Source organism: Mogibacterium sp. CM50 (genome assembly GCF_000293155.1).
Lineage (GTDB): Bacteria > Bacillota > Clostridia > Peptostreptococcales > Anaerovoracaceae > Mogibacterium > Mogibacterium timidum.
Genome location: NZ_ALNL01000023.1, coordinates 22,452 through 46,524 on the forward strand (window position 1 = coordinate 22,452; position 24,073 = coordinate 46,524).

Genomic DNA, 24,073 nt, shown 5'->3' on the forward strand with positions numbered 1-24,073 from the left:
TTGTTAGATAAACTATGGCATAGCATAAGCTGCAGCTTAGCACAAATTACGGTGCAAAATACAACTAAGGCAGCAGACAGGACTGGAAAAAGAGGGAAACATGAATCTTGAGAACAAGAAGAATCGAATAGATGAGCTGATAATCACGCTCAACAAGGCTTCGGCGGCTTACTACGACGAGGCAAGTGAGATTATGAGCAATTACAAATACGATGCGCTATATGATGAGCTCGAAGCGTTGGAGCGAGAGACCGGATACACGCCGAATGACAGTCCGACGAGGAATGTCGGCTACACAGTGCAGTCGGAGCTGCCTAAAGAGAGACATGCAAGCCGCATGCTCAGTCTGGACAAGACTAAGAGCCGTGATGAGCTGGCTGCGTGGCTGGGCGAGCACGAGGGCCTGCTCTCGTGGAAGCTTGATGGGCTGACGGTCGTGCTGACCTACGATGCAGGAAGGCTTACCAAGGCAGTAACACGCGGCAATGGCGACATAGGCGAGGTTATAACGCCTAACGCACTTGTGTTCGCAAATGTGCCTAAGCGGATAGCTTATACGGGACACGCGGTTATTCGCGGTGAGGCCGTTATCACCTACGAGGAATTTGAGAAAATCAACGAGGCTATAGATGACGCAGATGCCAAGTACAAGAATCCTAGAAACCTCTGCAGCGGCAGCGTGCGTCAGCTCAACAGCAAGATTACCGCGGCGCGCAATGTCAGGTTCTACGCTTTCACACTTAGTGAGGCTGCAGGTGTTGATTTTGCAGACCTCAGGTCCAATCAAATGGAGTGGATGAGCGCGCAGGGCTTTGACGTCGTCGAATACGTCAAGGTCGACCGGCACAGCATACCGGATGCTATCGAGAGATACGCCGAGAGGGTGCAGAGCTTCGAGCTGCCTTCTGACGGCCTTGTGCTAACGCTTGAGGATCTGCGATATGCAGCTACGCTTGGCACTACTGCAAAATTCCCTCGCGACTCGCTCGCTTTCAAATGGGCGGATCAGCAGGCGGAGACTGTTCTCCGAGACATCGAATGGAGCCCGTCGCGCACGGGACTTCTCAATCCGATAGCGATATTTGACCCGGTTGAGCTCGAAGGCACAACAGTTAAGCGCGCATCAGTGCACAACCTCAACATCATGGAGTCATTGGAATTAGGCATCGGAGATATAATCACCGTCTACAAGGCGAACATGATTATTCCTCAGATTGGTGACAACCTCACCAGGAGCAGCCATATAGAGCTGCCTTGCCACTGCCCGGTGTGCGGCGGCGATACAGAGGTTAAGGTCATGACCGGAACCAAGGTTCTTACATGTACCAATCCGGCTTGCCTGGCCAAGCAGGTCAAGAGATTTTCGCTATTCGTATCGAGAGATGCGCTCAATATAGAAGGCTTATCGGAGCAGACCTTGCTCAAGTTCATAGGACTGGGGTATATCAAATCGTTTGCAGATATATTTCGCCTTCATGAGCACAGAGATGAAATTGTGGAGCTCGACGGCTTTGGTGAAAAGTCATACGATAAGCTTGCCGCATCGATTGAAAAGGCTCGCCATACTGTACCGGCTAGGATTCTGGCGGCTGTCGGAATCCCCGGCATTGGCGTGGCAACTGCAACACAGGTCGCAAAGACTTACGAAAATAAATGGCGCAAGATTGCTGCCCTGACTTACGATGAGCTGATCACAATCGACGGTATCGGTGAAGTGTTGGCGAGAGATTATGAAGCTTTCTTTGCAGATGAACACAACAAGCAGGTTCTGTCCGATTTGATCGGAATGCTGGATATAGATGAGAGCTACGAAGCTGCCGGAAATGAACTGACCGGATCGATATTCGTAATAACAGGCAATCTGGAGCATTACAAGAGTCGCACCGAGCTCAAGAAAGAAATAGAAGCGCAAGGCGGCAAGGTTGGCAGCAGTGTCAGCAAGAACACGAGCTATCTGGTAACCAACAACCCCAATTCAGGGTCATCTAAGAACAAGTCTGCAGCGGAGCTGGGCGTCGAGATAATCACCGAGGACGAAATAAGGGCGATGCTCGGGTATTAGGGGGTTATCGTAAGGCTTATTTAGATATATAATAAATAAGTTGCAATTATAATTTTTAGAAAGCAGAGGAGGGCCAATGGAAAATAACAATCTGATTGACCAGGAACAGGCTTTCGAAGAAAGCAGAGATAAAATCTTTGAACTGCTGGCAGAGAAGAAATATTTCCGCTGCAGAGATGAACTCCTCAAATTCAACGAAGTAGATATCGCCGAGCTGCTCGAGGACGTGATGGAAGAGTACGATATGCAGAATGCCGTCATCTTGTTCCGCACGCTCCCGAAGGACATTTCTGTCGAGGTATTTGCAAACTTTGACGTTGACGACCAAGTTGAGATTATCAATATTATCACCGATCCCGAGATCAAGTACATCATCGATGCGCTGGATTTCGACGACATGATAGACGTGCTCGAGGAGCTGCCTGCCAATATCGTGGATAAGATTCTCGACAAGACACCAAAAAACGAACGCAGACAGATAAATACCTTCCTCATGTACAAGGAATATAGTGCCGGCTCGCTGATGACCCCGGATTATATCAATCTGCGCAAGAACATGACGAGACGTGAGGCACTCGACCACATACGCGATGTCGGAATGGATTCAGAGACGATTTATTCCTGCTATGTGCTGGATGGCGGACGCAAGCTCATAGGTGTCTGCTCACTCAGGAGCCTTGTGCTCGCTGACGAGAATACCAAGGTCTCAGACATCATGCGTGATGACATTATTTATGCTCATGTCGATGACGATCAGGAAGAGACGTCTGAGCTGTTCAAAAAATATGGCTTCATCGCTATTCCGGTAGTTGACAACGAGGAGCGACTCGTCGGTATCATCACGTTTGACGACATCCTGGATGTAATTGAAGACGAGAGCACAGAGGATATGGAACGTATGGGAGGTGTCATCGACAATCAGGATAGGGATTACCTCGATACCCCGGTATTGGTGCATGTCAAGGCGCGCTTGCCATGGTTGCTCGTTCTGATGTGTTCGTATGTATTTACAGGCGGAATGATAGCCAGCTTTGAGGCTTCTCTGTCAGCGGTAATCGCACTGGTAGCATACATGCCTATGCTGATGGGAACCGGAGGTAACTCAGGCACGCAGTCCTCGACCGTTATCATCACCGGTATGGCGACAGGTGCTCTGGAGCTGTCGGATATACTCAAGGTCCTGTGGAAGGAATTCCGCATAGGTATCATCGTCGGTATCTGCGTCAGCGTACTCAACTATTTCAGAATAGTATTGTTCGATCACAATGGCTCGCTGGTTGCACTGACAGTATGCTTCTCGATGGTGCTTATCGTAGTAATCGCAAAGTGCATTGGCGCGCTGCTCCCGATGATCGCCAAGAAGATCGGTATCGACCCTGCGCTCATCGCCGGGCCTATGATGGCTTCACTGACCGATATGGTTGCGCTGGGTACATACTTTACGATGGCTCGGATAGTGCTCAAGATATAGAATATTTTTACGATAATAACGGTAATATATGTAACAGGAATAAGGAAAATAAGTAGTATAGAGATAATATAAATATATTGGGAAATGCATGTTGACTATATTTCAAATATTTCAAAACCGATAATTAGTCAGGATATTTTGTTTTATATATCAACGTAATTGCTTAATTAGCTATATTAGCTACCAGAATTTAATTGCAGGAGGACATGGTGAATACTAACAACTATGCTGAGCTGGCCGAAAGGGCTCGCAGAATCAGAATCAACGCTCTCAAGGCAATTCATGCTGCAAAATCCGGACATCCGGGTGGATCGCTGTCGGCTGCCGACATTATCGCAACTCTGTATTTTGAGGTGCTCAATATTGATCCCCAGGAGCCTGATAAGGCAGATAGAGATAAATTCATAATCTCGAAAGGTCACGCTGTTCCGGCTCTCTACGCAGCTCTCGGAGAGAGAGGCTTCTACGATGTAGATGACATGATGACGCTGAGGCAGGTTGACAGCAGATTCCAAGGGCATCCCAACATGCACAAGGTGCCGGGTATCGAGATGTCTACCGGTTCTCTGGGACAGGGCTTCTCGGCGGCGGTCGGTATGGCGATAGCCGGTAAGATCGATAATAACCCCGGCCGGGTATATGTCCTGGCTGGAGATGGAGAGCTTCAGGAGGGGATCGTGTGGGAGGCTGCTATGCAGGCTGCACACAGACATCTCGATAACCTGGTTGCAATCGTTGACCTCAATGGATTGCAGATTGACGGCAAGGTTAGCGATGTCAAGGAGGTCGGCCCGGTAGATGAGAAGTTCAAGAGCTTTGGCTGGAACGTAATAGTGGTTGATGGACACAGTTATGATGAGCTTATTAGAGCTTTTGCGGAGGCTAAGGAGTGTAAGACTGCTCCAACTGCTATCATCGCACATACACACAAGGGCAAAGGCGTATCGTTTATGGAAGATAATGCAGGATGGCACGGCAAGGCTCCCGGTGATGAGGAGCTGGCTACTGCAATTGAAGAGCTTGGAGGTGACAATTAATGGCAGATAAGATCGCAACTAGAGCTGCATACGGAGAATTCCTGGTAGAGAAAGGCGCTGTACGCAGGGATCTTGTCGTAATGGATGCTGACCTGTCAGGTTCGACCAAGACAAAGGGCTTCGCGCAGGCTTACCCGGAGAGATTTATTAACTGCGGAATTGCAGAGCAGGACCTCATGGCGGAGGCGGCGGGCATCGCGCTGTCCGGACATGTGGTGTGTGCCAGCACATTTGCAATGTTCGCTACGGGCAGAGCATACGAAATTATCAGAAATTCTATAGGATATACTCATGCAAATGTAAAGGTGTGCGCTACTCATGCCGGGATCACGGTCGGCGAGGACGGTGCCAGCCATCAGACCTTTGAAGACATCGCGCTCATGAGAGAGATTCCGGGTATGACTGTTGTAAATCCGGCTGACGCTGTAAGCGCCAGGAAGCTGCTCGACGAGGTTGTTGATACTGACGGCCCTGCTTATGTAAGGCTGGGCAGATCCGGGGTGCCGGTGATTTATGGAGATGATGCAGACATCAAGGTTGGAAAGGCTAACACTGTGCGCGAGGGTACAGATGTGACAATCATTGCTACAGGCATCATGGTAGCAGATGCTCTTGAAGCAGCTGATGAACTGGCTGCAAAGGGAGTTTCAGCTCGCGTAATAGATATGCACACCATCAAACCGATAGATAGCGATGCTATAATCAAGGCTGCTGCCGATACCGGCAAAATCGTAACAGCAGAGGAGCACTCTGTAATCGGCGGACTGGGCAGCGCAGTTGCTGAGGTTCTGGTGCAAAATGAGCCGGTGAAGGTAGCGATGGTCGGACAGAAGGATACTTTCGGAGAGTCGGGCAAGCCGGATGAGTTGAGAGCAAAGTACGGCCTGACAAAGGCAGATATCATTAATGCAGTGACAAACACTCTTGAGTAAGAGAACGTCACTTGTGACGCTGTATTTACAAGGAATTGAGAAATATTAGCCGTGCTTACGTGATGAAATCTTCACATGTGCACGGTTTATTTATAAACTGAATCTATATGCAACTATAAATTTTGGTTATTATAGGTAAATATTTGCCAAAAAAATATTTAAATACAACAATATTAATTTACATTGTGATGAATAAGTGATACAATGTGTACTGTTAAAAACGAATTTGAATCCGATGTGTTCAGGTTCGGGCGCAAATGGCGGACTGCGGTATACGCAATGTATAAGCTAGTTGCTTGCAATTATCATTTTATTACTTTAGGAGGTTTTTTAAAATGGAAACTACATCAAGAAAACTCCCTTTTGGCTTTTATGTTTGCGCACTTTCGTTTACATTCGAGAGACTTGCATACTATACGGCTAAATACGGGATGGCTATCTTCCCCGTACTGGCAGTGGCAAAGGGTGGATTAGGCTTGACTCATGCTGAAGGAGCTCTCCTATCATCATGGTTCGTAGCATTCACTTATATCACTCCAGTTATCGGAGGTATTGTTGCTGATAGATGGATTAGTCCAAGGATTCTTGTGCCGGTGGGTGAAATACTTATGGGATTAGGATACCTTGTAGCATGGCAGGCTACCGGTAAAGGTTCATTGCTTCTTTGTATTCTGCTTGTAGCTATCGGTACAGGATTCTTCAAGGGTAATGTTTCTGGTATCAACGGACGTCAGTTTACAGATGAGCAGATGCTTAATAAGGTATTTTCACTACAGTATTCATTTGTTAATATCGGCTCTTTCTTAGGTACTACATTCCTTGTACTTGTGGGAACCACATATGGTTATAGAGCAATGTTTCTTGTTTGCGGATTGTTCTTATTCCTTGACACTGCATGGTGGTTATTTGGAGTGAGATTCCTTCTTAATGATGCTGGAAAGAAACCATTTCTCAATAACAGTGCGGTAGTGGATACGGCAGAAAAAGCCGTTGAGAAGAGTCCGCTAACAAGGTCAGAGAAGAAAAGAGTTACAGCAATTTTAATAGTAACTATTTTTTCAGGAATTTTCTGGTTGTTCTGGTACATGGTTTATATGCCTGTGTATTACAATTTCGGTCCTGTTGAACAGGGCGGAAAAGGTTGGGCAAACTGGGCAATAGGCAACTGGACAATGCCTACATCTTGGTTTGACTCTGCAAATGGTCTGTTCTGCATCATCCTTTGTCCTGTATTCGCTGCAATTTGGGAGAGAATGTCAAGACGAGCAAAGGGAGATTGGAGTATGTGGAGAAAAACAGCGATCGGAATTCTTCTACTTGGTATCTGCATTGTATCAATGGTATTTGCAGCTATAATGGCTAAAGAAGGTAAGGGAACACCAGCAGGTATTTGGATTATTGTTCTAACTTCTCTTCTTATGACAGTTGGTGAAGTAGTATTTTCTCCACTTGGAAATGCTTTTATTTCGGAGTATTCTCCTAAACAACTACTTGGAACTCTTCTGGGAGTATGGCCGGTTGTAATCTTCTTTGCAGGTCTTGGATATGGACCTCTATATAACTTCTTAGCTAAGTACTCATTTATTAAAGCATATGGGGCTGTTGCTATAATAATTATTGCTTGCGGATTAGTAATGCTTGCAGTTGATAAGAAGTTCATGAACCTTGTTAAGGGAGATAATTAGTACCTTATCTTATTTGTAAACTGTTATATAACGATTGTGAAGTAGAGGACAACTGTGTTGGTAAAACCCGCTGTAGCTGTTGGAATTTTAACGGCTACAGCGGATTTATCTTTTTTGAAAGAAGATATAGGATGGACAAAAGCGTAGTCGCAGTTACAAAATACTTTCAGAGAGATAAACGTACTTCATCTATATCAACTGAGGGTTATGTTGCAGTCTTGAGAGAGCTACACAAGGCACCTGAGTCTTATAGTTATTTGAATTAGCCACCAATTTCTTTATTCTATAAACCTAGAAAAGAACTAGTAATACACTTGACTTATGATATAAAAATGATATCATGATGTTGCAAGATGGAATGACTTAACGTATACTTGGCTGATTTTTGTCAGGAGGTGTTGGCATGGATACTAAGAAGAGAATTGCATATTTATTGGTAGTGGGAATCGTGTTGATCTTTGTCAGGAATCGACTAGGATCATATATGCCACAGTTTGCTTCGCTTGGTATTGCAATAATACTTACCATAGTGTCTATTGGACTGTTGATAGTGGAAAAGAGACTTGACCTACCTTTTTTTTATGGATATGCTCGCCACTGGGATGGTGGATACTTAATCAACAGTGCATTCCTGTTGGGGCTGGCGACATTTTTCTATGCAGTGACAATGATATATGGTGTGATTGCTTTAGTGCTTGAGACAGCGATATACCTGCTGCTGTGTGAGGTAATTAAGACCCACGTGACAGATTCGGCTAAACAGTGACAGTAAAACGGACTTTGTTTCGGATTTGAATTGGTAAGTCTAAATCGATAAGTATAAGATGATAATATGATCAAGGCATAAGGGTGCTGCTACTGCGGGCGGCATCCTTATGCCTTATCTGTTTAAGAATTGATGAAAATATCTGCATAAATATACTATTAAGCTAAAATAAATACAGAATAACTATTGAACTGATGACAGATAAGTGATACCATAAATCCACTGTTAGATAAGTATAGGAGTAAGGAAATTGAAATGGGAGCTTATTTAAAAGGTTTTCTGGTTGCTTGCCAGGGAATTCCGGCAACTGTGTTTGTAAGTGTATTATCTGTCATAATCGGTTCTGCAGCAGGTTTGCTGCTGGCGCTGATGCGGACATCCAAGAGCAAGGTGCTCAACTGGATTTCCAAGGTATATGTTGATATAGTGAGAGGCACACCGATGGTTGTGCAGGCGTTAATATTTGCATACGGCATACCTCAGTTTATGCAGGCGCACGTGTTATACTTCAAGTGGGCCAATCTGATTATCCCGGCCATCATCGTTTGCGGACTCAACAGTGCGGCGTATATGTCTGAGGTTATCAGGAGTGGAATTCAGGCAGTTGATAAAGGGCAGATGGAGGCGGCAAGATCGCTCGGCATGAGCAAGTCGATGGCTATGAAGCTTATCATCATTCCTCAGGCTATCAAGATTATCCTGCCTGCAGTCGGCAACGAGTTCGTAACGCTTATCAAGGAGACCTCAGTACTCAGCTTCGTCGGAGTAGTTGAGATCCTGCGTAAGGGAACTCTTCTCAATGCCGCTACTTATCAAGCGTTCCCGGCATACATAGGTGTTGCTCTTGCATATATGCTCCTGACGATCCCGCTGTCCAAGCTTATAGGTGTGATGGAGGACAGGAGCAAGAATCCAAGGCAGGTAGTGGAACTGATAGACGAAGAACCGGCGCTCGAAGGGGAGGCAGCGTAATGATAGAGATTAAGAATTTACACAAGTCATACGGGAGTAATGAAGTGCTCAAGGGCATTGACCAGACCGTTAGCGAGGCGGAGGTGCTCTGCATCGTCGGCCCGTCCGGTTCCGGCAAATCCACCATGCTCAGATGCATCAACCTGTTAGAGGTTCCGACATCCGGAGAGGTGTTCATAGATGGAGAGCTCGTTACTCAGCAGAATATCAACGAGATTAGAACCAAGATGGGAATGGTATTCCAGAATTTCAACCTGTTCCCTCATATGACGGTTCTGGATAACATCACCTGTGCTCCGATTAACGTCAAGGGTGTGAGCAAAGCGGATGCAGAAGCTAAGGCTATAGAACTCTTGACAAGGGTAGGCCTTGCGAATAAAGCAAATGCATACCCACGCTCCTTATCCGGCGGACAGCAGCAGCGTGTCGCTATTGCGAGAGCTTTGGCTATGGATCCCGAAATCATGCTTTTTGATGAACCTACATCGGCATTAGACCCTGAGATGGTCGGAGAAGTGCTTGACGTAATGAAAAATTTGGCAAAGGAAGGTCTGGCGATGATTGTCGTCACTCACGAGATGGGCTTCGCCAAAGAGGTTGCCGATAAGGTGATCTTTATGGATGGCGGAGTGATTGTGGAACAGGGTACACCTGAGGAAGTACTTGTAAATCCTGCAGAGGAGAGAACCAAGAACTTCTTATCAAAGGTGCTAAGTTAATCGTCAAGAGCCGATCCGGCTTTGAGAATTTTGCAGATGAATAAGATTAATATAAGTTGTGCTTCATATTTCATATAAAGTGTGCGTTTATTGCTTATATATAGATGATATTTTTAGAAATATTGCAGATATATTGTAGCTGAGAAACTTCACGCAACTACATTTTGCGTCATTTAGCGGTTATGTGAAGCTTGTAGCCCCAAATAGTGATTATTTAGCACGGGATAGGGATTCTATGCCGTGCTTTTGTAATGCTTTCAGTTTATTTTTAAGTACTTCTGGTGTATAATGTTACAATATGTTGGTGGGTCTAGGAGGTCATATGATCGAATTTAGAAATGTAACTAAAAATTACGGCTCGAATGTCGGACTGGAAAATGCAACTGTCCGCATCGAGAAGGGCGATTTCGTGTTCCTTGTAGGACCGAGCGGCGCAGGCAAGACTACATTCGTCAGACTGATACTTAATGAGATAAGCGCAGACAGCGGCTCCATAGCTGTCGCCGGCAAAGATATAACGAGACTCTCCAGGAGAGAGGTGCCGGAGCTGAGACAGAAGATAGGTATGGTATTCCAGGACTTCAGATTGCTTGAGAAGAAGACGGTATATGAGAATGTTGCCTTCGCGATGGAGGTAGTTCATGCCAGGCGCAAGGATATCAGGAAGCAGGTTCCTTATGCGCTTGATCTCGTAGGCATTCTCGACAAGAGGAATAGATATCCCAATGAGCTGAGTGCAGGTGAGCAGCAGCGTGTCGGCATTGCACGAGCTATCGTCAATAACCCGCGTGTACTTATCGCCGATGAGCCTACCGGTAACCTCGATCCGGTTACGGCTATGGAGATTATGGGAATTCTGGATAAAATCAATCTCCGCGGCACTACAATTCTCATGGTTACACATGCCAAGGATATCGTTGACCAGATGAACAAGCGCGTTGTGGCTATTGAGGATGGACATATTGTCCGTGATGAGCATGGTCAGTATGGCTTCTATAACGACGAAGAATTCTACGACTATGACGAGGGGGTGGATCCATATGTTTTCTAGAGCGGGATACACACTCAAGCAGTCGATATCACAGATAGGCCGTAACAAGGGTATGAACATTACAGCGGTTCTGGCTATATCAGCTATGATGCTGATTCTGGGACTGTTCTTTGTAGCCTTTGTAAATGTAGACCTCTTTGCAAATGTCATCAAGCAGGACTACAATATCGTCGAGGTTTTCCTCAGCGATGACAATACAGATGCTGTCAACAGTGGCATTGAGAATCAGCTCAAGGCTATCAATGGCGTAGACAAAGTGGAATATCGCTCCAAGGCTGATGCAATCAAGGTCATGAAGAAAAGATGGGGAGACAATGGCTATCTGCTCGATAGCTTGACGGATAATCCGCTTCCAAATTCGTATCTGATATATGTCAAGGACAAGGGGGTTGCGGATAAGCTGTCCAAGACCGCGACATCGATCAAGGGAGTAGAGGATGTTAAGTATTATCAGGACACGGTGGAGAAGCTGCAGAGGATTACAAACTTCATCCAGACTGCTTCCATCATTACGATGCTGTTCCTGATTATCGTATCGGTTGTCATCGTGGCGAACACGATTAAGCTGACGGTATTTAACCGCTCCAAGGAGATTAGTATCATGAAATACCTCGGAGCTACGGACTGGTTCGTCAGAGGACCTTTCCTCATCGAGGGAATCATCCTCGGGTTCATATCGGCGGCGATATCCACGATACTTATGTATGTTATTTATTCGAGACTTATAGGGGTTGTCGGACCGGACATCATGAGGATGCTGTCAGTTCCGGTTGTTCCGACAGGATATCTGATTCCTAACGTAATGCTGATATTCATCGCACTGGGAGTGGGAGTAGGTACCTGTGGAAGTATTATCTCGATAAGAAGGTTCCTAGATAGATAAGGAGGATACGCATGGCTAAGGTTAGTAAATCAAAGTATGTGGTAGTTCTGCTGCTCGTCTTGTCAATGGTAGTGACGACATTTGTGATGGCGACTGATTCGTACGCCACAACAGCTGCACAGAAGAAAAAGGAAGCTGCGGCAGCGGGGGAAAAGGCGGCTGATTTCAACGCAAAGGTTGGTGAAGCAACCAAGAAGGTGCAAGAACTGGAATCGAACATCAATTCTGCACAGGCTAATATTAACGCTACACAGTCCAAGCTGGAGGCCAAGAAGGCTGAGGTAAGCAGGCAGACTGAGGCTCTAAATTCGAGGCTCAGAGCTATGTACAAGACAGGTACAGCCGGGTTTATCAATATAATTCTCAGTTCAGACAATGTAAGCGAACTGATTACCAATGTCAGCATGGTGCAGAGAGTGCTATCTAATGACAAGAAGCTGCTCGGCTCACTTCAGAATGATTACAACGAGATTGATGCCCTCAAAAAGCAGCAGGTAGAGCAGGAGAAGGTCCTCAAGGATAACAAGAAGCAGGTTGAAGAGCTTCGCGATAAGTACAAGGGGCTGGCTGATGAGTACGCCAAGCAGCAGGATCAGCTCAATGCCGAGGGCGATAAGCTCGCTGCAGAGGCAATGGCAGCACAGGCAGCAGCTGAGGAGAAGCTCAGACAGCAGCAGGCGTCACAGCCTCAGTCACAGCCACAGAGCAAGCCATCCGGTGGCGGATCGAGTACCCCGGCTCGCCCAAGCACACCGGCCGTATCGTCGGGCGGCTACCAGTGGCCGGTTAGCGGTGGAACAATCACGTCACCGTTCGGATGGAGGGTTCACCCGATCTTCCATACCAAGAAGTATCACGACGGTGTAGACGTATCAGGTCTTCCAACAGGTACGCCAATCAGATCGATTGCAAACGGTTATGTTACCAAGGCGTCGTACTACGGTGGATACGGAAACTGCGTAATGATTTCTATTGGAAACGGATATACGACTCTGTACGGACATATGAGCAGATTTGCGGTATCCAACGGTCAGTATGTAACTAAGGGACAGGTTGTCGGATATATTGGCAGCACAGGATGGTCGACAGGTCCTCACCTGCACTTCAGCCTGATCAAGAACGGAAGATACATTAACCCGATGAGTATATTCTAGAGTATGAACACAGATTTTTTTAAGAACACTCCGGTGCTGTACGAGTTATTAAGAATAAGAGGGATTGAAGGTGACGAGGAACTCAAGGAGTTCCTCTCCCCCAGTCCTAAGCTCGCATATGATCCATTCCTGCTAGCAAATATGCATGCGGGGGTGGATTTATTATTAGATGCGATATACAGCGGCTGCAAGATTGTAATCTACGGAGATTATGACTGCGATGGAGTCACTTCGACGGCACTTCTGATGAAGGTTATCGGGTCGCTCACCGACAACGTGACATATTACATCCCATCCAGACTGGATGAGGGGTATGGTCTTAACAAGACGGCAATAGACCGTATATATCAGGAAGAGGGTGAGGTGATAGTAACAGTGGACTGCGGTTCTGTTTCAGCCGAGGAGGTTTTCTATGCAAACAGCCTTGGCATAGAGACGATAGTAACCGATCACCACACGGTGAAGGATGTAGTTGCACCGGGGATAGTTATCAACCCCAAGAACCCGGGCGACACGTATCCATTCAAAGGCTTGGCCGGAGTAGGCGTTGCCTACAAGCTGGCACTTGCTCTCAGCCGCAGCTGCGATATACCCAGAAGCCTCATAACAGAAGTGCTTGAGCTGGTTGCAGTCGGAACTATCGCTGATATCATGCCTCTTGTAGATGAGAACAGGTCGCTTGTAAAATATGGACTCAGGCTGATGAGACTGGGCTTTAAGAACAAGGGCTTGCGCAGACTGACCGAGATGGCAGGGGTGGATTACAGCACTATGGATTCGACCAATGTTGCGTTCGCGATCGTGCCGAGGATTAATGCTGCAGGCAGGCTGGGAGACGCTTCTCTGGGAGTCGAGATGCTCCTATCGGATGACGATGATGATATAGAACGTCTGTGCACCAAGCTGATGGAGAATAATAAGAGGCGGCGTGAGCTGCAGCGGGAGGCGTATGAAAATTGCATCGGCACAGCGGAGCGCGAGCTGGAGCGCGGGGATTTCATCATGATTGAGGCTGAGAGTGCTCATGAGGGTATCCTCGGTATAGTGGCAGGGAATCTCAAGGAGAGATTTAACAGGCCGGTGGTCATCGTTTCTCCGAGCGATGGTCAGCTCAAGGGGACCGGCAGGTCGATAGACGGGATAGATCTGTACGCTCTGTTAAATAAGCACGCAGACTGCTTCGTTAAATTTGGCGGACACAGGACTGCATGCGGATTTACTATGAAGCCGGAAGTGCTCGAACACCTACGGATAACGCTCAATGAGGATGTGGCGGAGCTGCTTGCGGATAATGATGAGTTGTTTGACAGAAAAGTGGACACGGATATGGATATAGCTGTCCCGGATATAAGTCTTGACCTGGCAAAGGGGATAGAGCTGTTTGCGCCTTTTGGCGAAGGGAACCCGGAGCCTGTGTTTAAGCTCGACAGAGCGCAGGTTGTTGACTGGAGGTTCCTGTCAGACAACAAGCATGCCAGATTCTCGGTCATGCAGCGAGGCAGCGCGGTTCAGTGCATCCTGTTCAACAAGGCGATGGACGTGTACGGTTTGGTGACTGCAAATAGACCGCTGGATATATACGGCGTGATAGACGTCAATAGATGGAAGGATAGGGAGAATGTTCAAGTCAGGGTCATCAGCATTGAGGAAGCGTAGATTATATGTGGTGTCGTTTGCCGCAGGCTTTGGCACTGCGCTCGTTTGCGTTGCCTTTATTATGCATGTCATCCTTGGGGGAAGGCTGATATCACAGCACAAGCTTGACCGTTATGTCGCAGTGGATGATGAATTTGGACAGTACTATGATATGGAGAGGCTGATAAGTAGCAAATCGTACTATAAACGCAATAGCGAGGGTACCGGCAAGCTTATCGCCGGAGGCATCCTCAAGACGGTAGACGATAAATACGCAGAGTACATGACCGGCAAGGAATACGACGCTTTTGAGCGCAGGTATCTGAGCTCGTATTCCGGCGTGGGAGTTGCACTCAAGATGGATGAGAACAACAGGATAGTGGTAAGCAGGGTTCTGGCGGGAAGCGATGCTGAGCGTTCCGGTATCACCTCAGGAGATATTCTGCTCAAGATAGATAGTAAAAACGTCAAAAGCCTCGAAGATGCAGGCAACCTGATGAATGACGCCGCCGGTAGCGAGATTGAATTCACAATCTCGCGCAGCGGAGTAGTCAAGGAATACAAGCTCAACAGATCCAAGGTAGAAGACGATGGTATAACCTATGATGTTAAGGATTCAGCTGCCCATATCGGTTATGTGAGGATCAGTACTTTTCGGAAAGGCACAGCTAAGGCATTCAGATCGGCAGTCAGCGATCTCAAGGCTAAAGGCTGTGACAAGGTGGTAATCGACCTGCGCGGTAACACGGGCGGAGTAGTAGAGGAAGCGTTTGACACAGCGGATGAGGTGCTGGGAAAGGCGAAGCTTGGAAGAATTATTTCCAAGAGTAAGACTAAGACATATAGCTCCGATTCCAAGTCACAGAGCGTAAATGTGGTAGTGCTCGTTGACGGCGATACGGCAAGCGCTGCGGAGATATTTGCAGCAGCTGTGAAGGCGAACGAGGTGAAAATTGTCGGGAGCAGAACATACGGCAAAGGCGTAATTCAGACTGTGTTTAAGCTCAAGGGCGGAGCGGTTGTCAAGTTGACTACTGCAGAATACGTTGATCCGGATGGCAAGAAAATCAACAATAAAGGCATAGAGCCCGATATAAAAGCAGATTCAGGAGAACAGGCAGAGGGAGAAGCAATCCGGATTCTCACGGGTAAGCAGTAACGCAATTGTCAGGCTGCAAATCAGCTGTGTATATAAATTTGTGCATATAAATTATTGAAGCCATGAGCGACATAAAAGGTGTATCTTGTAACGCGGAGGTTACGATTATGTATTTATTTTACACAAATGAATACCGGAGGGGCAGGAAGCATAGCCGTGAGTTGCTTGCCAAGAGCATCGCAATGTTGACTGAACAGCTCGCAAATGCTGAGTCAACCGCTGACAGCAGCTCACCGGAGGATAGCTCCGAGATCTGTCTTAGCAAGGAGCTTTACTGCATGTCGCAGGAGGAGCTCCTCATATATATTGAGAAGAATATCGGGGAAAATCAGAACGGAAAGCCTTGCATCGCAGGGGTTCCGGATTATTCCATATCACATAGTGAAAATACTTGGGCAATAGCTTTTGCAGATGTCCCATGCGGACTCGATATACAGTATAATAGAGCTGCTAAGCTCATGAGCATAGCGGAGAGATTTTATGCCGAGGAAGAGCTGTTATATGTCAAGAGGCTCAATGCGCGAAAGGAAGATGAGTTTTTTCGCATCTGGGCGAGACACGAGGCTGTGATCAAGGCAGCCGGGGGCACCGTGTTTGACGAGGTTTCAAGCACACTTAACTATGAAGTGGTTTACTGCGGAGGTATATGGCGTCTATATGATGTTGATTTCGGGTGCAGAGGTAACGAGCCTGTGCCGAAGGCAGCGGTGGCTGTTAGGGGAGATTCAGCGCTTCGAAATGTTAATGACGTAAATCTTATCAGGCTGTAGTGTGAGAGAAATATTCGTGAGATAAGAGCTGCCAGTCTATAGCGCGAGTGAAATGTCAGGATATAAGAGCTGTCAGGCTGCAGTGTGGCGGTATACGAAAATTACGCACTTGATATATAAATCTAATTTTTAATCGCAATATAATAATCGGATAGCGGACATTTATGAGGGAAAAAAGAGGTGTAGGTGACGAAGCGATGCGGTTTCTATCGCACCGCATGCGCACGGAACAGGAGATGCGGCAGCATCTGTCAGAGAGGGAATATGATGAGTCGGAGATCGAAGGTGCTATAAGGGATCTCAAGATGCACCATTACATAGATGACTATGAATATGCGTTGGCTTTTTACCGCAATTCATACGAAAAGCTGCGCGGAGGCATGAGGGCTAAGCGTGAATTGGAGCAAAAGGGTGTAGATGCGGTTGTTGCGGGAAATGCACTCGAGGACTACAGATACGAGGCGGGCATCGATGAGGTGGCGAATGCCAGACGCCTTGCGATTTATTCAGTCTACGGTTCGGAATATATTAACGGATGCGATTCGGATTTTATCGATGTGATAGCGAAATTCAAGGATATTGAAGGTGCTGAATATCTGGAAGAACGCAAGCTTGCATCGATAGCGAGAAAGCTTGAAGCGCGAGGGTACGCCTCAAGCGTGATTTGCAGGATTGTGTCGGAGGTGCGTGGCTGGAAGGTATAGTGCAGGAATGGGCCGCGGCACTGATTGTGAAGGCAATGATAGCATGATGCGCAGCCGGAAGGCGTAGGGCAAGAATGAGCTATGAGCGACTCCGGAAACACAAAATGTATCAGATAGGAGAAGATCGGCAGGGATGAATATCATTGTAATATTGTTGTTAATCGTGTGCATCGCATCGATGCTGATGAGCATACTTGTGCTGACGCGCACCGGAGAGAATGAATCGCGTATGGATTCATACTTCAAGGCTTATGGCGATGCGATAGCTAAGAGTCAGATGACGATGTCCGAGCATCAGGATTTGAGGCTCAAGGAACTCAACGACAGCATGGCGAGATTGCGCGCTGACAGCAATACTCAGATAGAGAATATCAGGCAGACGGTGGATGAGAAGCTGCAGACAACCTTGGATACGAGGCTTACGAAATCGTTTGGATTAGTCAATGATCGTTTGGAGCAGGTCTATAGGGGCATTGGCGAAATGCAGTCCGTTGCTCAAAGCGTAGGAGATCTTCGCAAAATCTTGTCTAACGTCAAGACTAGAGGTATACTCGGAGAGGTGCAGCTGGGTGCGATTTTAGAGCAGGTGCTTTCGCCCGGTCAGTATGTAAAGAATGCCAGGATGAAGGAGAACTGCAGGGAAAATGTAGAGTTTGCAATCAGGATGCCCGGTATTGATGATCATGAGGTGTTTCTCCCCATAGATGCGAAATTTCCGGGAGATGCCTACAATGCTCTCCTTGAAGCGTATGACCTGGGCGAAAAGGATCAGATAGCAGAAGCGAAAAAGAGGCTTGTAAATAGGATTGAAAGCGAAGCCAAGGATATCAATGTGAAATATATCAATCCGCCGGTTACGACGGATTTTGCTATAATGTTCCTACCGTTTGAAGGACTCTATTCCGAGGCTATTAATGCCGGGCTGATCGAGCCTTTGCAGAGAAAGTACAAGGTATCGATAGCAGGCCCTACTACTATGGCGGCACTGCTAAGCAGCCTGCAGATGGGGTTTAACACGCTGGCTATTGAGAAGAAGAGCAGTGAGGTGTGGGAACTGCTGCATGCGGTGCGCAAGGAATTTGACAGATTTGAAGCGGTAATCGCCAAGTCACAGGGACACCTCAAAATGGCGAGCGACGATATAGATGAGCTTGCAGGCGTGCGGATGCGCCGGATGAAGAGGGCTCTGCAGAGAGTAACCGATATAGACGATAAAGAGGATTAGGTATGAAAATATACGCCATTGCTGATCTGCATCTTTCCTTCGACGAGAGAATCGATAAGCCGATGGATGTCTTCGGCGCCGGCTGGGACGACCATGCGGAGCGAGTCAGAGCCGCGTGGACGGATCTGGTGACAGAAGCTGATGTAGTAATAATTCCGGGCGATATTTCGTGGGGGCTCAAGCTTGATGAGGCTATGGCTGATCTGGAGTGGATCCACAATTTGCCGGGGCAGAAGGTATTGCTCCGCGGCAATCACGATCTGTGGTGGTGCAGGATTCAGTATTTAAGGACTCTCTACGACGATATGCATTTTCTGCAAAATGACTGTTACTATATCGAGCCGCTTGACATAGCTGTCTGCGGCTCGCGCGGCTGGCCGACTCCGGACGTGATAGCGTACACTGAGCATGACCGGAAGATGTACCTGAGAGAACAGGGGCGCCTGCGCAACAGCCTAAGCGAGGCCAAGCGTATCGGAGCGTCGAGGATTATCACAGCTATGCATTATCCTCCGGCCAAGACAGAGGAGACGGAATTTACAAGGATAATGCAGGAATTTGGCGTAGAGCAGTGCATCTACGGCCATTTACACGGCATGACGGCTTGGGAAAACGGCATCAAAGGGGAGTACGGCGGTGTTGACTACAGGCTTGTGTCGCTCGACTATCTGGGTGCTAGGCCAAAACTTATATACGATAGCGAATTCGGCGCTGACGACAAGGCTGCTCGGCGGTAGAGCTGATGCATGGCCGAGAAGGTGACGCGGACTGCGATAATTACAATATTAAGCAGAGAAAGTAGCGCAGATTGTGATAATTACACGGTTAAGAGGGACCACCATATATGAAATATGCATTTATAATCAATCCTATTGCCGGGAATGGCAAGAAAGCTGAAAAGCTGTGCAAGGAAATTGAGGCTGTATCACTCGATACGGAGTACGATATCGAGGTACGCTTAACGACCGGCCCGGGTTCGGCGACTTCGATTGCGGACAGGCTCGCTAGTGCTGCAGGACATGCGGGAGAGGAAATTCGCATCTATGCGTGCGGGGGAGACGGTACAGTCAACGAGGTAGCCAACGGTATCTACGGTCATGCAAATGCTGCACTCGGTATCATCCCGATTGGCAGCGGAAATGATTTCATCCGCAACTTTGGCGGCGACAGACCGACTGATTATAGAGATCTGATGTCTCAGCTGCTTGCTGAGGAAGAGGCAATCGATGTCATGTCGTATTCCTACAAGGCAGACGGAGTTGACTGCAGAAGGATAGGTCTCAACTCTTTTAACATTGGTTTTGACGGAAACGTTGCGATTCTGGCGACGTATTTTAACAAGAGGACGGTTATCGGCGGATCCATGTCATACGCACTGTCGATATTTCTCAACCTTATAGAAAAGTCCGGACAGAATTTGCAGGTGACGGTTGACGGGGAGCGAATCTTCAAAGGCCCCCTTATGCTCTGTACGATTGCAAATGGCAGATTCTGTGGAGGCGGTATTGAGGGCAGTCCGAGAGCTCAGCTGGATGATGGCCTGGCGGATGTACTGGTAGTTCACAAAATTCCCCGTAGAACGGTGCTCAAGATCCTGCCGAGGTTCGCAAAGGGCAAGATCTTTGAGGTTGAAGCGGCTAGGGATATTATCGAGTATAGACAGGGGCAACAGATACATATACTGCCTAGAAATGGGCACATGAAGTTCGTAGTCGATGGGGAGATTATTGAGACCGGCGAGCTTGATGTGGAGATGAAGAGCAAAGCGATACGTGTATTGGTGCCTTATCTGCAGGTATAGCCGGATATGGCAGGACAGCTGAACAACGGGCAGTGGATGTCTCCGAGTCAGCTGATACGGCGAATGCGGTTGATGCAGCCGGTACAGCGGATGCAGCCTGACGGCACGTGACATGATAAATTCGATACGATGGGAGAAGATATGAGCGCCTGTAGCAATCTCAAGAGGATATGTAGAATATTGATACCGGCGGTACTGTGCATGACTATGGTTTTCAGCACAGACGTGCTTCATAGGAATTTGTATGCAGCGGATGTATCCCGGAGCGTTCAATCGGACAAAATCGCAGATGCACCTGATATAAAAGCCGAGAGTGCGGTTCTCTATAGCGAGAACACCGGGACTGTACTGTACTCGAAGAATGCGGCTAAGCGGGTTGCCCCGTTTAGCACAACCAAGCTGATGACTGCGCTGTTGGTTGTAAAGCATGAGAAGGACCTCGACAGAAAGGTCAGAATCTCCAAGAGTGCAACGGAACTCGGCGGATCTACCATGTTCCTCAAGGAGGGGGAGGTCGTCACAATCAGACAGCTGCTATACGGGTTGATGATAAATTCGGGCAATGACGCTGCTTACAGCTTGGCCGAGGCGGTTTCCGGCGGAGATATCAGGAAATTTGTAAGATGGATGAACGAAGAAGCCGATAAGCTGGGCTGTAAGGACACTCATTTCATAAATCCAAATGGAATGAAGGCGGATGGACATTATACGACTGCCGGAGACTACATAAAGGTTGCAAGAGCGGCACTGCGTAACAAACAGGTGTATAAGCTTGCCGGCACCAAGATATTCAAGATGGATGCAACGAATCTTAGCGACAGGCGTGTGATGAAGGCGCATACGGATTTATTGGGCAAGAAGGGCTCCGGTGTGGTTGCAGGTAAGACCGGCTTCTGGGATGGTGAGGCGTCAATTGTATTGTCATATAACAAGAGAGACCTGAGCATGCTGCTTGTTATGTTTGGTGACGATAAGGAAAATCGACCGAAGGATGCGGAAGCATTGTTTAGATATGCCCGCAAGCACCTCAAGACGCATATCCCTGTCGATAAGGGCGAGAAGATGGGCAAGGTGCTCGTGCGAGGCGGAAAGCATACCATGGTCGATGCTTACGCGAGCGAGACAGCTTATGCGTACACTGAGAAGGGTGACCGTGCAAAAATCAAGGTGAAGATAAAGCGCGACTGGCTCGCAAAGGCTCCACTCAAGGCCGGCGATAAAGTCGGGGTTGCGAAGGTGTATGTAGATGGCAGATACACCTCCGATGCTCTGCTGGTGGTTAAGCACGATGTCGAGTCCGGATGGTTGCCATCCAAGTTATACATATCCAATATGGCTACGATAATCATCGTAGCAGCAATTGCATTATTGATGCTGATAAGGCGAATTGTCACAAAGCACAGGCAGGCAAGAGCTGCGGTAAGGTACATGGGTAAGCATGACCGTTCTAATCATCGTTAAGATCCGTGCGCTTGCGCGTGAATGGCGGCTATGCTATAATGGCCTTCGCGGGTCGATTGATAGGTGGTTTTACCACATATTGGCCGTCTTTATCTTGATAACCGCGGAAAGTGTGGAGAGGTACCCAAGAGGCTGAAGGGACTGGCTTCGAATACCAGCAGGCGGGTAACTCCCGTGCGGGGGTTCAAATCCCCCTCTCTCCGCCAAAAGAGCCTCGCAATCTCAAGGGTTGCGAGGCTCTTAATTTATTTTCGTGACTTATTCGTGACTTTTTGTCATGCTTTGAATCATGCCATCAAACATATTTGCAACATTTCTCCCCACCTCTGCTTCATCCTTAAACAAATGTGTATAGATTGATAGAGTGGTTGATTTATTTGAATGGCCCATAAGCTGGGATAAAGTGACTAAATCAGTACCACTGCTAGCAACTATGGATGCATAAGTGTGTCGCAATTGGTGGAATGTTACGTGATCGATCCCTATCTTTTTCGCATAACGCGTTAATCGTTGCCCAACTGCATGCGGTGCAATTGGAGAGCCGTCAGCTGCTTTAATAAGATAGCTGCTGTTTATCCATGCGGATCTTAGTCTTTTCTTTTCGTCATTATGATAATTGCGTAAATTCTCGATATCAGATTTAACAAAATCCGGAATAGAGCAAATTCTTATTCCTGATTTTGTCTTTGGTTCCTTTACAAAATCGATGCCATGCTTTGTCCTGTACCTGGCTTTATCTATTACAATCTTACTTCCGATTGGCTCGTCTTTAATCCCTAAAATTTCACCTCTGCGGAGGGAACAAAAAAGAGCTAGCTCAAACAATACCTTACTATCAAGTGGTAGCGTATCAAGTCCGTTGATGAAGAGGCTTAAGTCATTTGGGCTTAAAATATGAGCTTCCTTTTTATTATTTATAGGAAGAACAATGTCATGGCAAGGACTACTAGGCAATAATTCCCAGGCTACAGCAACAGAGAAACAACGAGACAATACAAAGTAAGTTTCTTTAATGGTCTTAGGTGAATATGTGCGCTTGTTTCTAGAGATAGATTTAATTTCACTATTAGATAGCTTATCAATCCAATGCTGTATGATACGAGGTGAGAGATCTCTTGCCGGAATATCATCTAATGTTTTTACAATGCGTTCTTTGCATAAAGTATAGCCGTCAACAGTATTAGGAGATTTATTTTTTATCACGGTACTCCAGACAACATCCAATAGCTCACTAATAGAACAATCAGTTGAAACCTTGCACATAATCGTTGATTCCCACTCCTGTGCCATCTTAACAGCATCTTTCTTTTTTGATGTTGTAAATGTCTTAGTATATCTTTTCCTTTTACCATTAACTGTTTTGGAAAGAGTTGCCCTATATTTATTTGTGCTAAGCTTTATAATGTACATACCTATCTCCTTGTTTTCAAGGGCAAAAAAATGCTTTGCTTGTAATAACAAGGCATCATTGATACACTTTACTTTAAGATTTGTGTATCGCAATGATGCCAGAGATACAGCTGTTCCTGTTGGTGCGGGGATGGCTGTTTTTGTGTTTAATCAATACCGATAGGTAAATATTCTGATAGATACATTTTATCTTTTGGAAATTTTTTCAAATGTTCTTCCGCCCAATATTCAAGTCCGACTCTAAGCATTAGCGATATGTTATTGTTATCGAAAAAACTGAGTGCATTAACTAATGACATTAGCCCAGTATGCCCCTTTCCAGTACGGAAATCAGAAGAATTGATTTTCATCGTACCGTGCAAAAGCGAGTTGTATCTAAATTTAGATTTTGATTCGAAGTTATAAAGTCGACCACCGTGTGCTGCGCAATTACGATAATCAAGGCAAACGAACAATGTATCCATAAACAAGTTGTAAACATCATTATTTGAAAGAATTAGAGGCTCAGGGAAATTGTATATTAATGATATAATCTTCCTTTTTTGAGGTCCTTTTTGTAGTTTAATGAAATTTACAATATTACCGAAACTAGCTTCTTTGAGAAGAATCCAAGGAGGAACATTGCAATATGTTTCACGATAATGCTTTACAGGTTGAACCTCATCATGAATTATTTTATGAAACTTGTTAAACAGTGGGTCTATCGAATAATCAGAAGAATTTCCAATTCTTTTTCCTTGTCTGTAATTGTTTTTATCTAGGTAACTGTTTTGATCAGCAGTAAAAGCTTCTGCAATAACATGAGCTGTAGCAGTTTTCAAATGATCCTCGACATCTAACATGGCATTCATAACAACATTACGCAGTTGCCTATCTAATAAATATAACGCGTATATCTGTTCAAAAGTAGTCCCAGGTCTATAACGTTCATTACCATCAACAATAGTGATGTAAGGGTCTTTATATCCATTGATAATATTATAGTAACCATATCTTTTTAAGGCATCCATAGCAGCTTCTTCATTTTCTATGATAAGACCTCGATATTTTAAAATATCTATTTGTCTTTCAAATGTAGTAAATCCTTTATCCATATATACCTCACATATAACACAAAAGGAACCCGGATTACTCCAAGTTCCTTTTGGTAGGGCGACACCTCGCCCGCTCATTTAA

21 protein-coding genes and 1 tRNA gene are annotated in these 24,073 nt (G+C 46.4%); 20 read left to right on the plus strand and 2 right to left on the minus strand.

Annotated elements, in window-relative coordinates; translation table 11 throughout:
- The first annotated feature begins 100 nt into the window (after positions 1-100).
- The 20 genes from ligA to HMPREF1152_RS03665 all read left to right on the plus strand — a co-directional run bounded on the left by ligA (position 101) and on the right by HMPREF1152_RS03665 (position 21,693).
- The gene (ligA, locus tag HMPREF1152_RS03570) at positions 101-2,062 is read left to right on the plus strand and encodes an NAD-dependent DNA ligase LigA (protein ID WP_009643838.1); all 1,962 of its coding nucleotides are present in this window, start codon (positions 101-103) and stop codon (positions 2,060-2,062) included.
- A gap of 76 nt (positions 2,063-2,138) precedes the next feature.
- Positions 2,139-3,533 (plus strand): magnesium transporter, encoded by a 1,395-nt coding sequence (mgtE, locus tag HMPREF1152_RS03575; protein ID WP_009643821.1) that lies wholly within the window; start codon positions 2,139-2,141, stop codon positions 3,531-3,533.
- A gap of 206 nt (positions 3,534-3,739) precedes the next feature.
- Entirely contained in the window at positions 3,740-4,570 is an 831-nt protein-coding gene (locus HMPREF1152_RS03580; RefSeq protein WP_036380607.1) for a transketolase, read from the plus strand.
- On the plus strand, positions 4,570-5,502 hold the full coding sequence (locus HMPREF1152_RS03585; protein WP_009643826.1) for a transketolase family protein: 933 nt from the start codon (positions 4,570-4,572) through the stop codon (positions 5,500-5,502). Before HMPREF1152_RS03580 ends, HMPREF1152_RS03585 begins: the two co-directional genes overlap by 1 nt.
- A 335-nt stretch (positions 5,503-5,837) precedes the next feature.
- Entirely contained in the window at positions 5,838-7,187 is a 1,350-nt protein-coding gene (locus HMPREF1152_RS03590) for a peptide MFS transporter (RefSeq protein ID WP_009643856.1), read from the plus strand.
- 403 nt (positions 7,188-7,590) lie between these two features.
- Positions 7,591-7,953, plus strand: coding sequence for a hypothetical protein (locus tag HMPREF1152_RS03595; protein WP_009643787.1), 363 nt, complete (start codon positions 7,591-7,593; stop codon positions 7,951-7,953).
- A gap of 255 nt (positions 7,954-8,208) precedes the next feature.
- Positions 8,209-8,925 carry an amino acid ABC transporter permease gene (locus HMPREF1152_RS03600; protein ID WP_009643855.1) on the plus strand — a complete coding sequence of 239 codons (717 nt, stop codon included), beginning with the start codon at positions 8,209-8,211 and terminating at the stop codon, positions 8,923-8,925.
- Positions 8,925-9,644, plus strand: a complete 720-nt coding sequence (locus HMPREF1152_RS03605; RefSeq protein WP_009643795.1) for an amino acid ABC transporter ATP-binding protein — start codon at positions 8,925-8,927, stop codon at positions 9,642-9,644. The genes HMPREF1152_RS03600 and HMPREF1152_RS03605 overlap by 1 nt, the downstream gene beginning before the upstream one ends.
- 322 nt (positions 9,645-9,966) lie before the next feature.
- Positions 9,967-10,695 (plus strand): cell division ATP-binding protein FtsE, encoded by a 729-nt coding sequence (gene ftsE / locus HMPREF1152_RS03610; protein ID WP_009643813.1) that lies wholly within the window; start codon positions 9,967-9,969, stop codon positions 10,693-10,695.
- The gene (ftsX, locus tag HMPREF1152_RS03615; RefSeq protein ID WP_009643782.1) at positions 10,685-11,578 is read left to right on the plus strand and encodes a permease-like cell division protein FtsX; all 894 of its coding nucleotides are present in this window, start codon (positions 10,685-10,687) and stop codon (positions 11,576-11,578) included. Before ftsE ends, ftsX begins: the two co-directional genes overlap by 11 nt.
- An 11-nt stretch (positions 11,579-11,589) precedes the next feature.
- The gene (locus HMPREF1152_RS08955) at positions 11,590-12,732 is read left to right on the plus strand and encodes a murein hydrolase activator EnvC family protein (RefSeq protein ID WP_009643828.1); all 1,143 of its coding nucleotides are present in this window, start codon (positions 11,590-11,592) and stop codon (positions 12,730-12,732) included.
- Between the two features lie 3 nt (positions 12,733-12,735).
- Positions 12,736-14,388 carry a single-stranded-DNA-specific exonuclease RecJ gene (gene recJ, locus HMPREF1152_RS03625; protein ID WP_009643844.1) on the plus strand — a complete coding sequence of 551 codons (1,653 nt, stop codon included), beginning with the start codon at positions 12,736-12,738 and terminating at the stop codon, positions 14,386-14,388.
- Positions 14,351-15,526: a S41 family peptidase gene (locus HMPREF1152_RS03630; protein WP_083844316.1), complete on the plus strand. Its 1,176-nt coding sequence runs from the start codon at positions 14,351-14,353 to the stop codon at positions 15,524-15,526. The genes recJ and HMPREF1152_RS03630 overlap by 38 nt, the downstream gene beginning before the upstream one ends.
- A gap of 107 nt (positions 15,527-15,633) precedes the next feature.
- Positions 15,634-16,296 carry a 4'-phosphopantetheinyl transferase family protein gene (locus HMPREF1152_RS03635; protein WP_009643857.1) on the plus strand — a complete coding sequence of 221 codons (663 nt, stop codon included), beginning with the start codon at positions 15,634-15,636 and terminating at the stop codon, positions 16,294-16,296.
- Between the two features lie 164 nt (positions 16,297-16,460).
- The gene (locus HMPREF1152_RS08960) at positions 16,461-17,000 is read left to right on the plus strand and encodes a regulatory protein RecX (protein ID WP_009643805.1); all 540 of its coding nucleotides are present in this window, start codon (positions 16,461-16,463) and stop codon (positions 16,998-17,000) included.
- 133 nt (positions 17,001-17,133) lie between these two features.
- Complete coding sequence (locus HMPREF1152_RS03645) at positions 17,134-18,225, plus strand: DNA recombination protein RmuC (RefSeq protein ID WP_009643807.1); 1,092 nt, start codon at positions 17,134-17,136, stop codon at positions 18,223-18,225.
- A gap of 2 nt (positions 18,226-18,227) precedes the next feature.
- Positions 18,228-18,962 (plus strand): metallophosphoesterase, encoded by a 735-nt coding sequence (locus tag HMPREF1152_RS03650; protein ID WP_009643842.1) that lies wholly within the window; start codon positions 18,228-18,230, stop codon positions 18,960-18,962.
- Between the two features lie 107 nt (positions 18,963-19,069).
- The gene (locus HMPREF1152_RS03655; RefSeq protein ID WP_009643845.1) at positions 19,070-20,026 is read left to right on the plus strand and encodes a diacylglycerol/lipid kinase family protein; all 957 of its coding nucleotides are present in this window, start codon (positions 19,070-19,072) and stop codon (positions 20,024-20,026) included.
- A 129-nt stretch (positions 20,027-20,155) separates the two neighbouring features.
- Positions 20,156-21,487, plus strand: coding sequence for a D-alanyl-D-alanine carboxypeptidase family protein (locus HMPREF1152_RS03660; RefSeq protein ID WP_083844318.1), 1,332 nt, complete (start codon positions 20,156-20,158; stop codon positions 21,485-21,487).
- Positions 21,488-21,601: 114 nt separating this feature from the next.
- Positions 21,602-21,693, plus strand: a tRNA-Ser gene (locus HMPREF1152_RS03665).
- Between the two features lie 52 nt (positions 21,694-21,745).
- Here the strand turns inward: HMPREF1152_RS03665 and HMPREF1152_RS03670 are convergent.
- Positions 21,746-22,897, minus strand: a complete 1,152-nt coding sequence (locus HMPREF1152_RS03670; protein WP_009643816.1) for a site-specific integrase — start codon at positions 22,895-22,897, stop codon at positions 21,746-21,748.
- 146 nt (positions 22,898-23,043) lie between these two features.
- Positions 23,044-23,991 carry an Abi family protein gene (locus tag HMPREF1152_RS03675; protein ID WP_039883484.1) on the minus strand — a complete coding sequence of 316 codons (948 nt, stop codon included), beginning with the start codon at positions 23,989-23,991 and terminating at the stop codon, positions 23,044-23,046.
- Between the last annotated feature and the right edge of the window lie 82 nt (positions 23,992-24,073).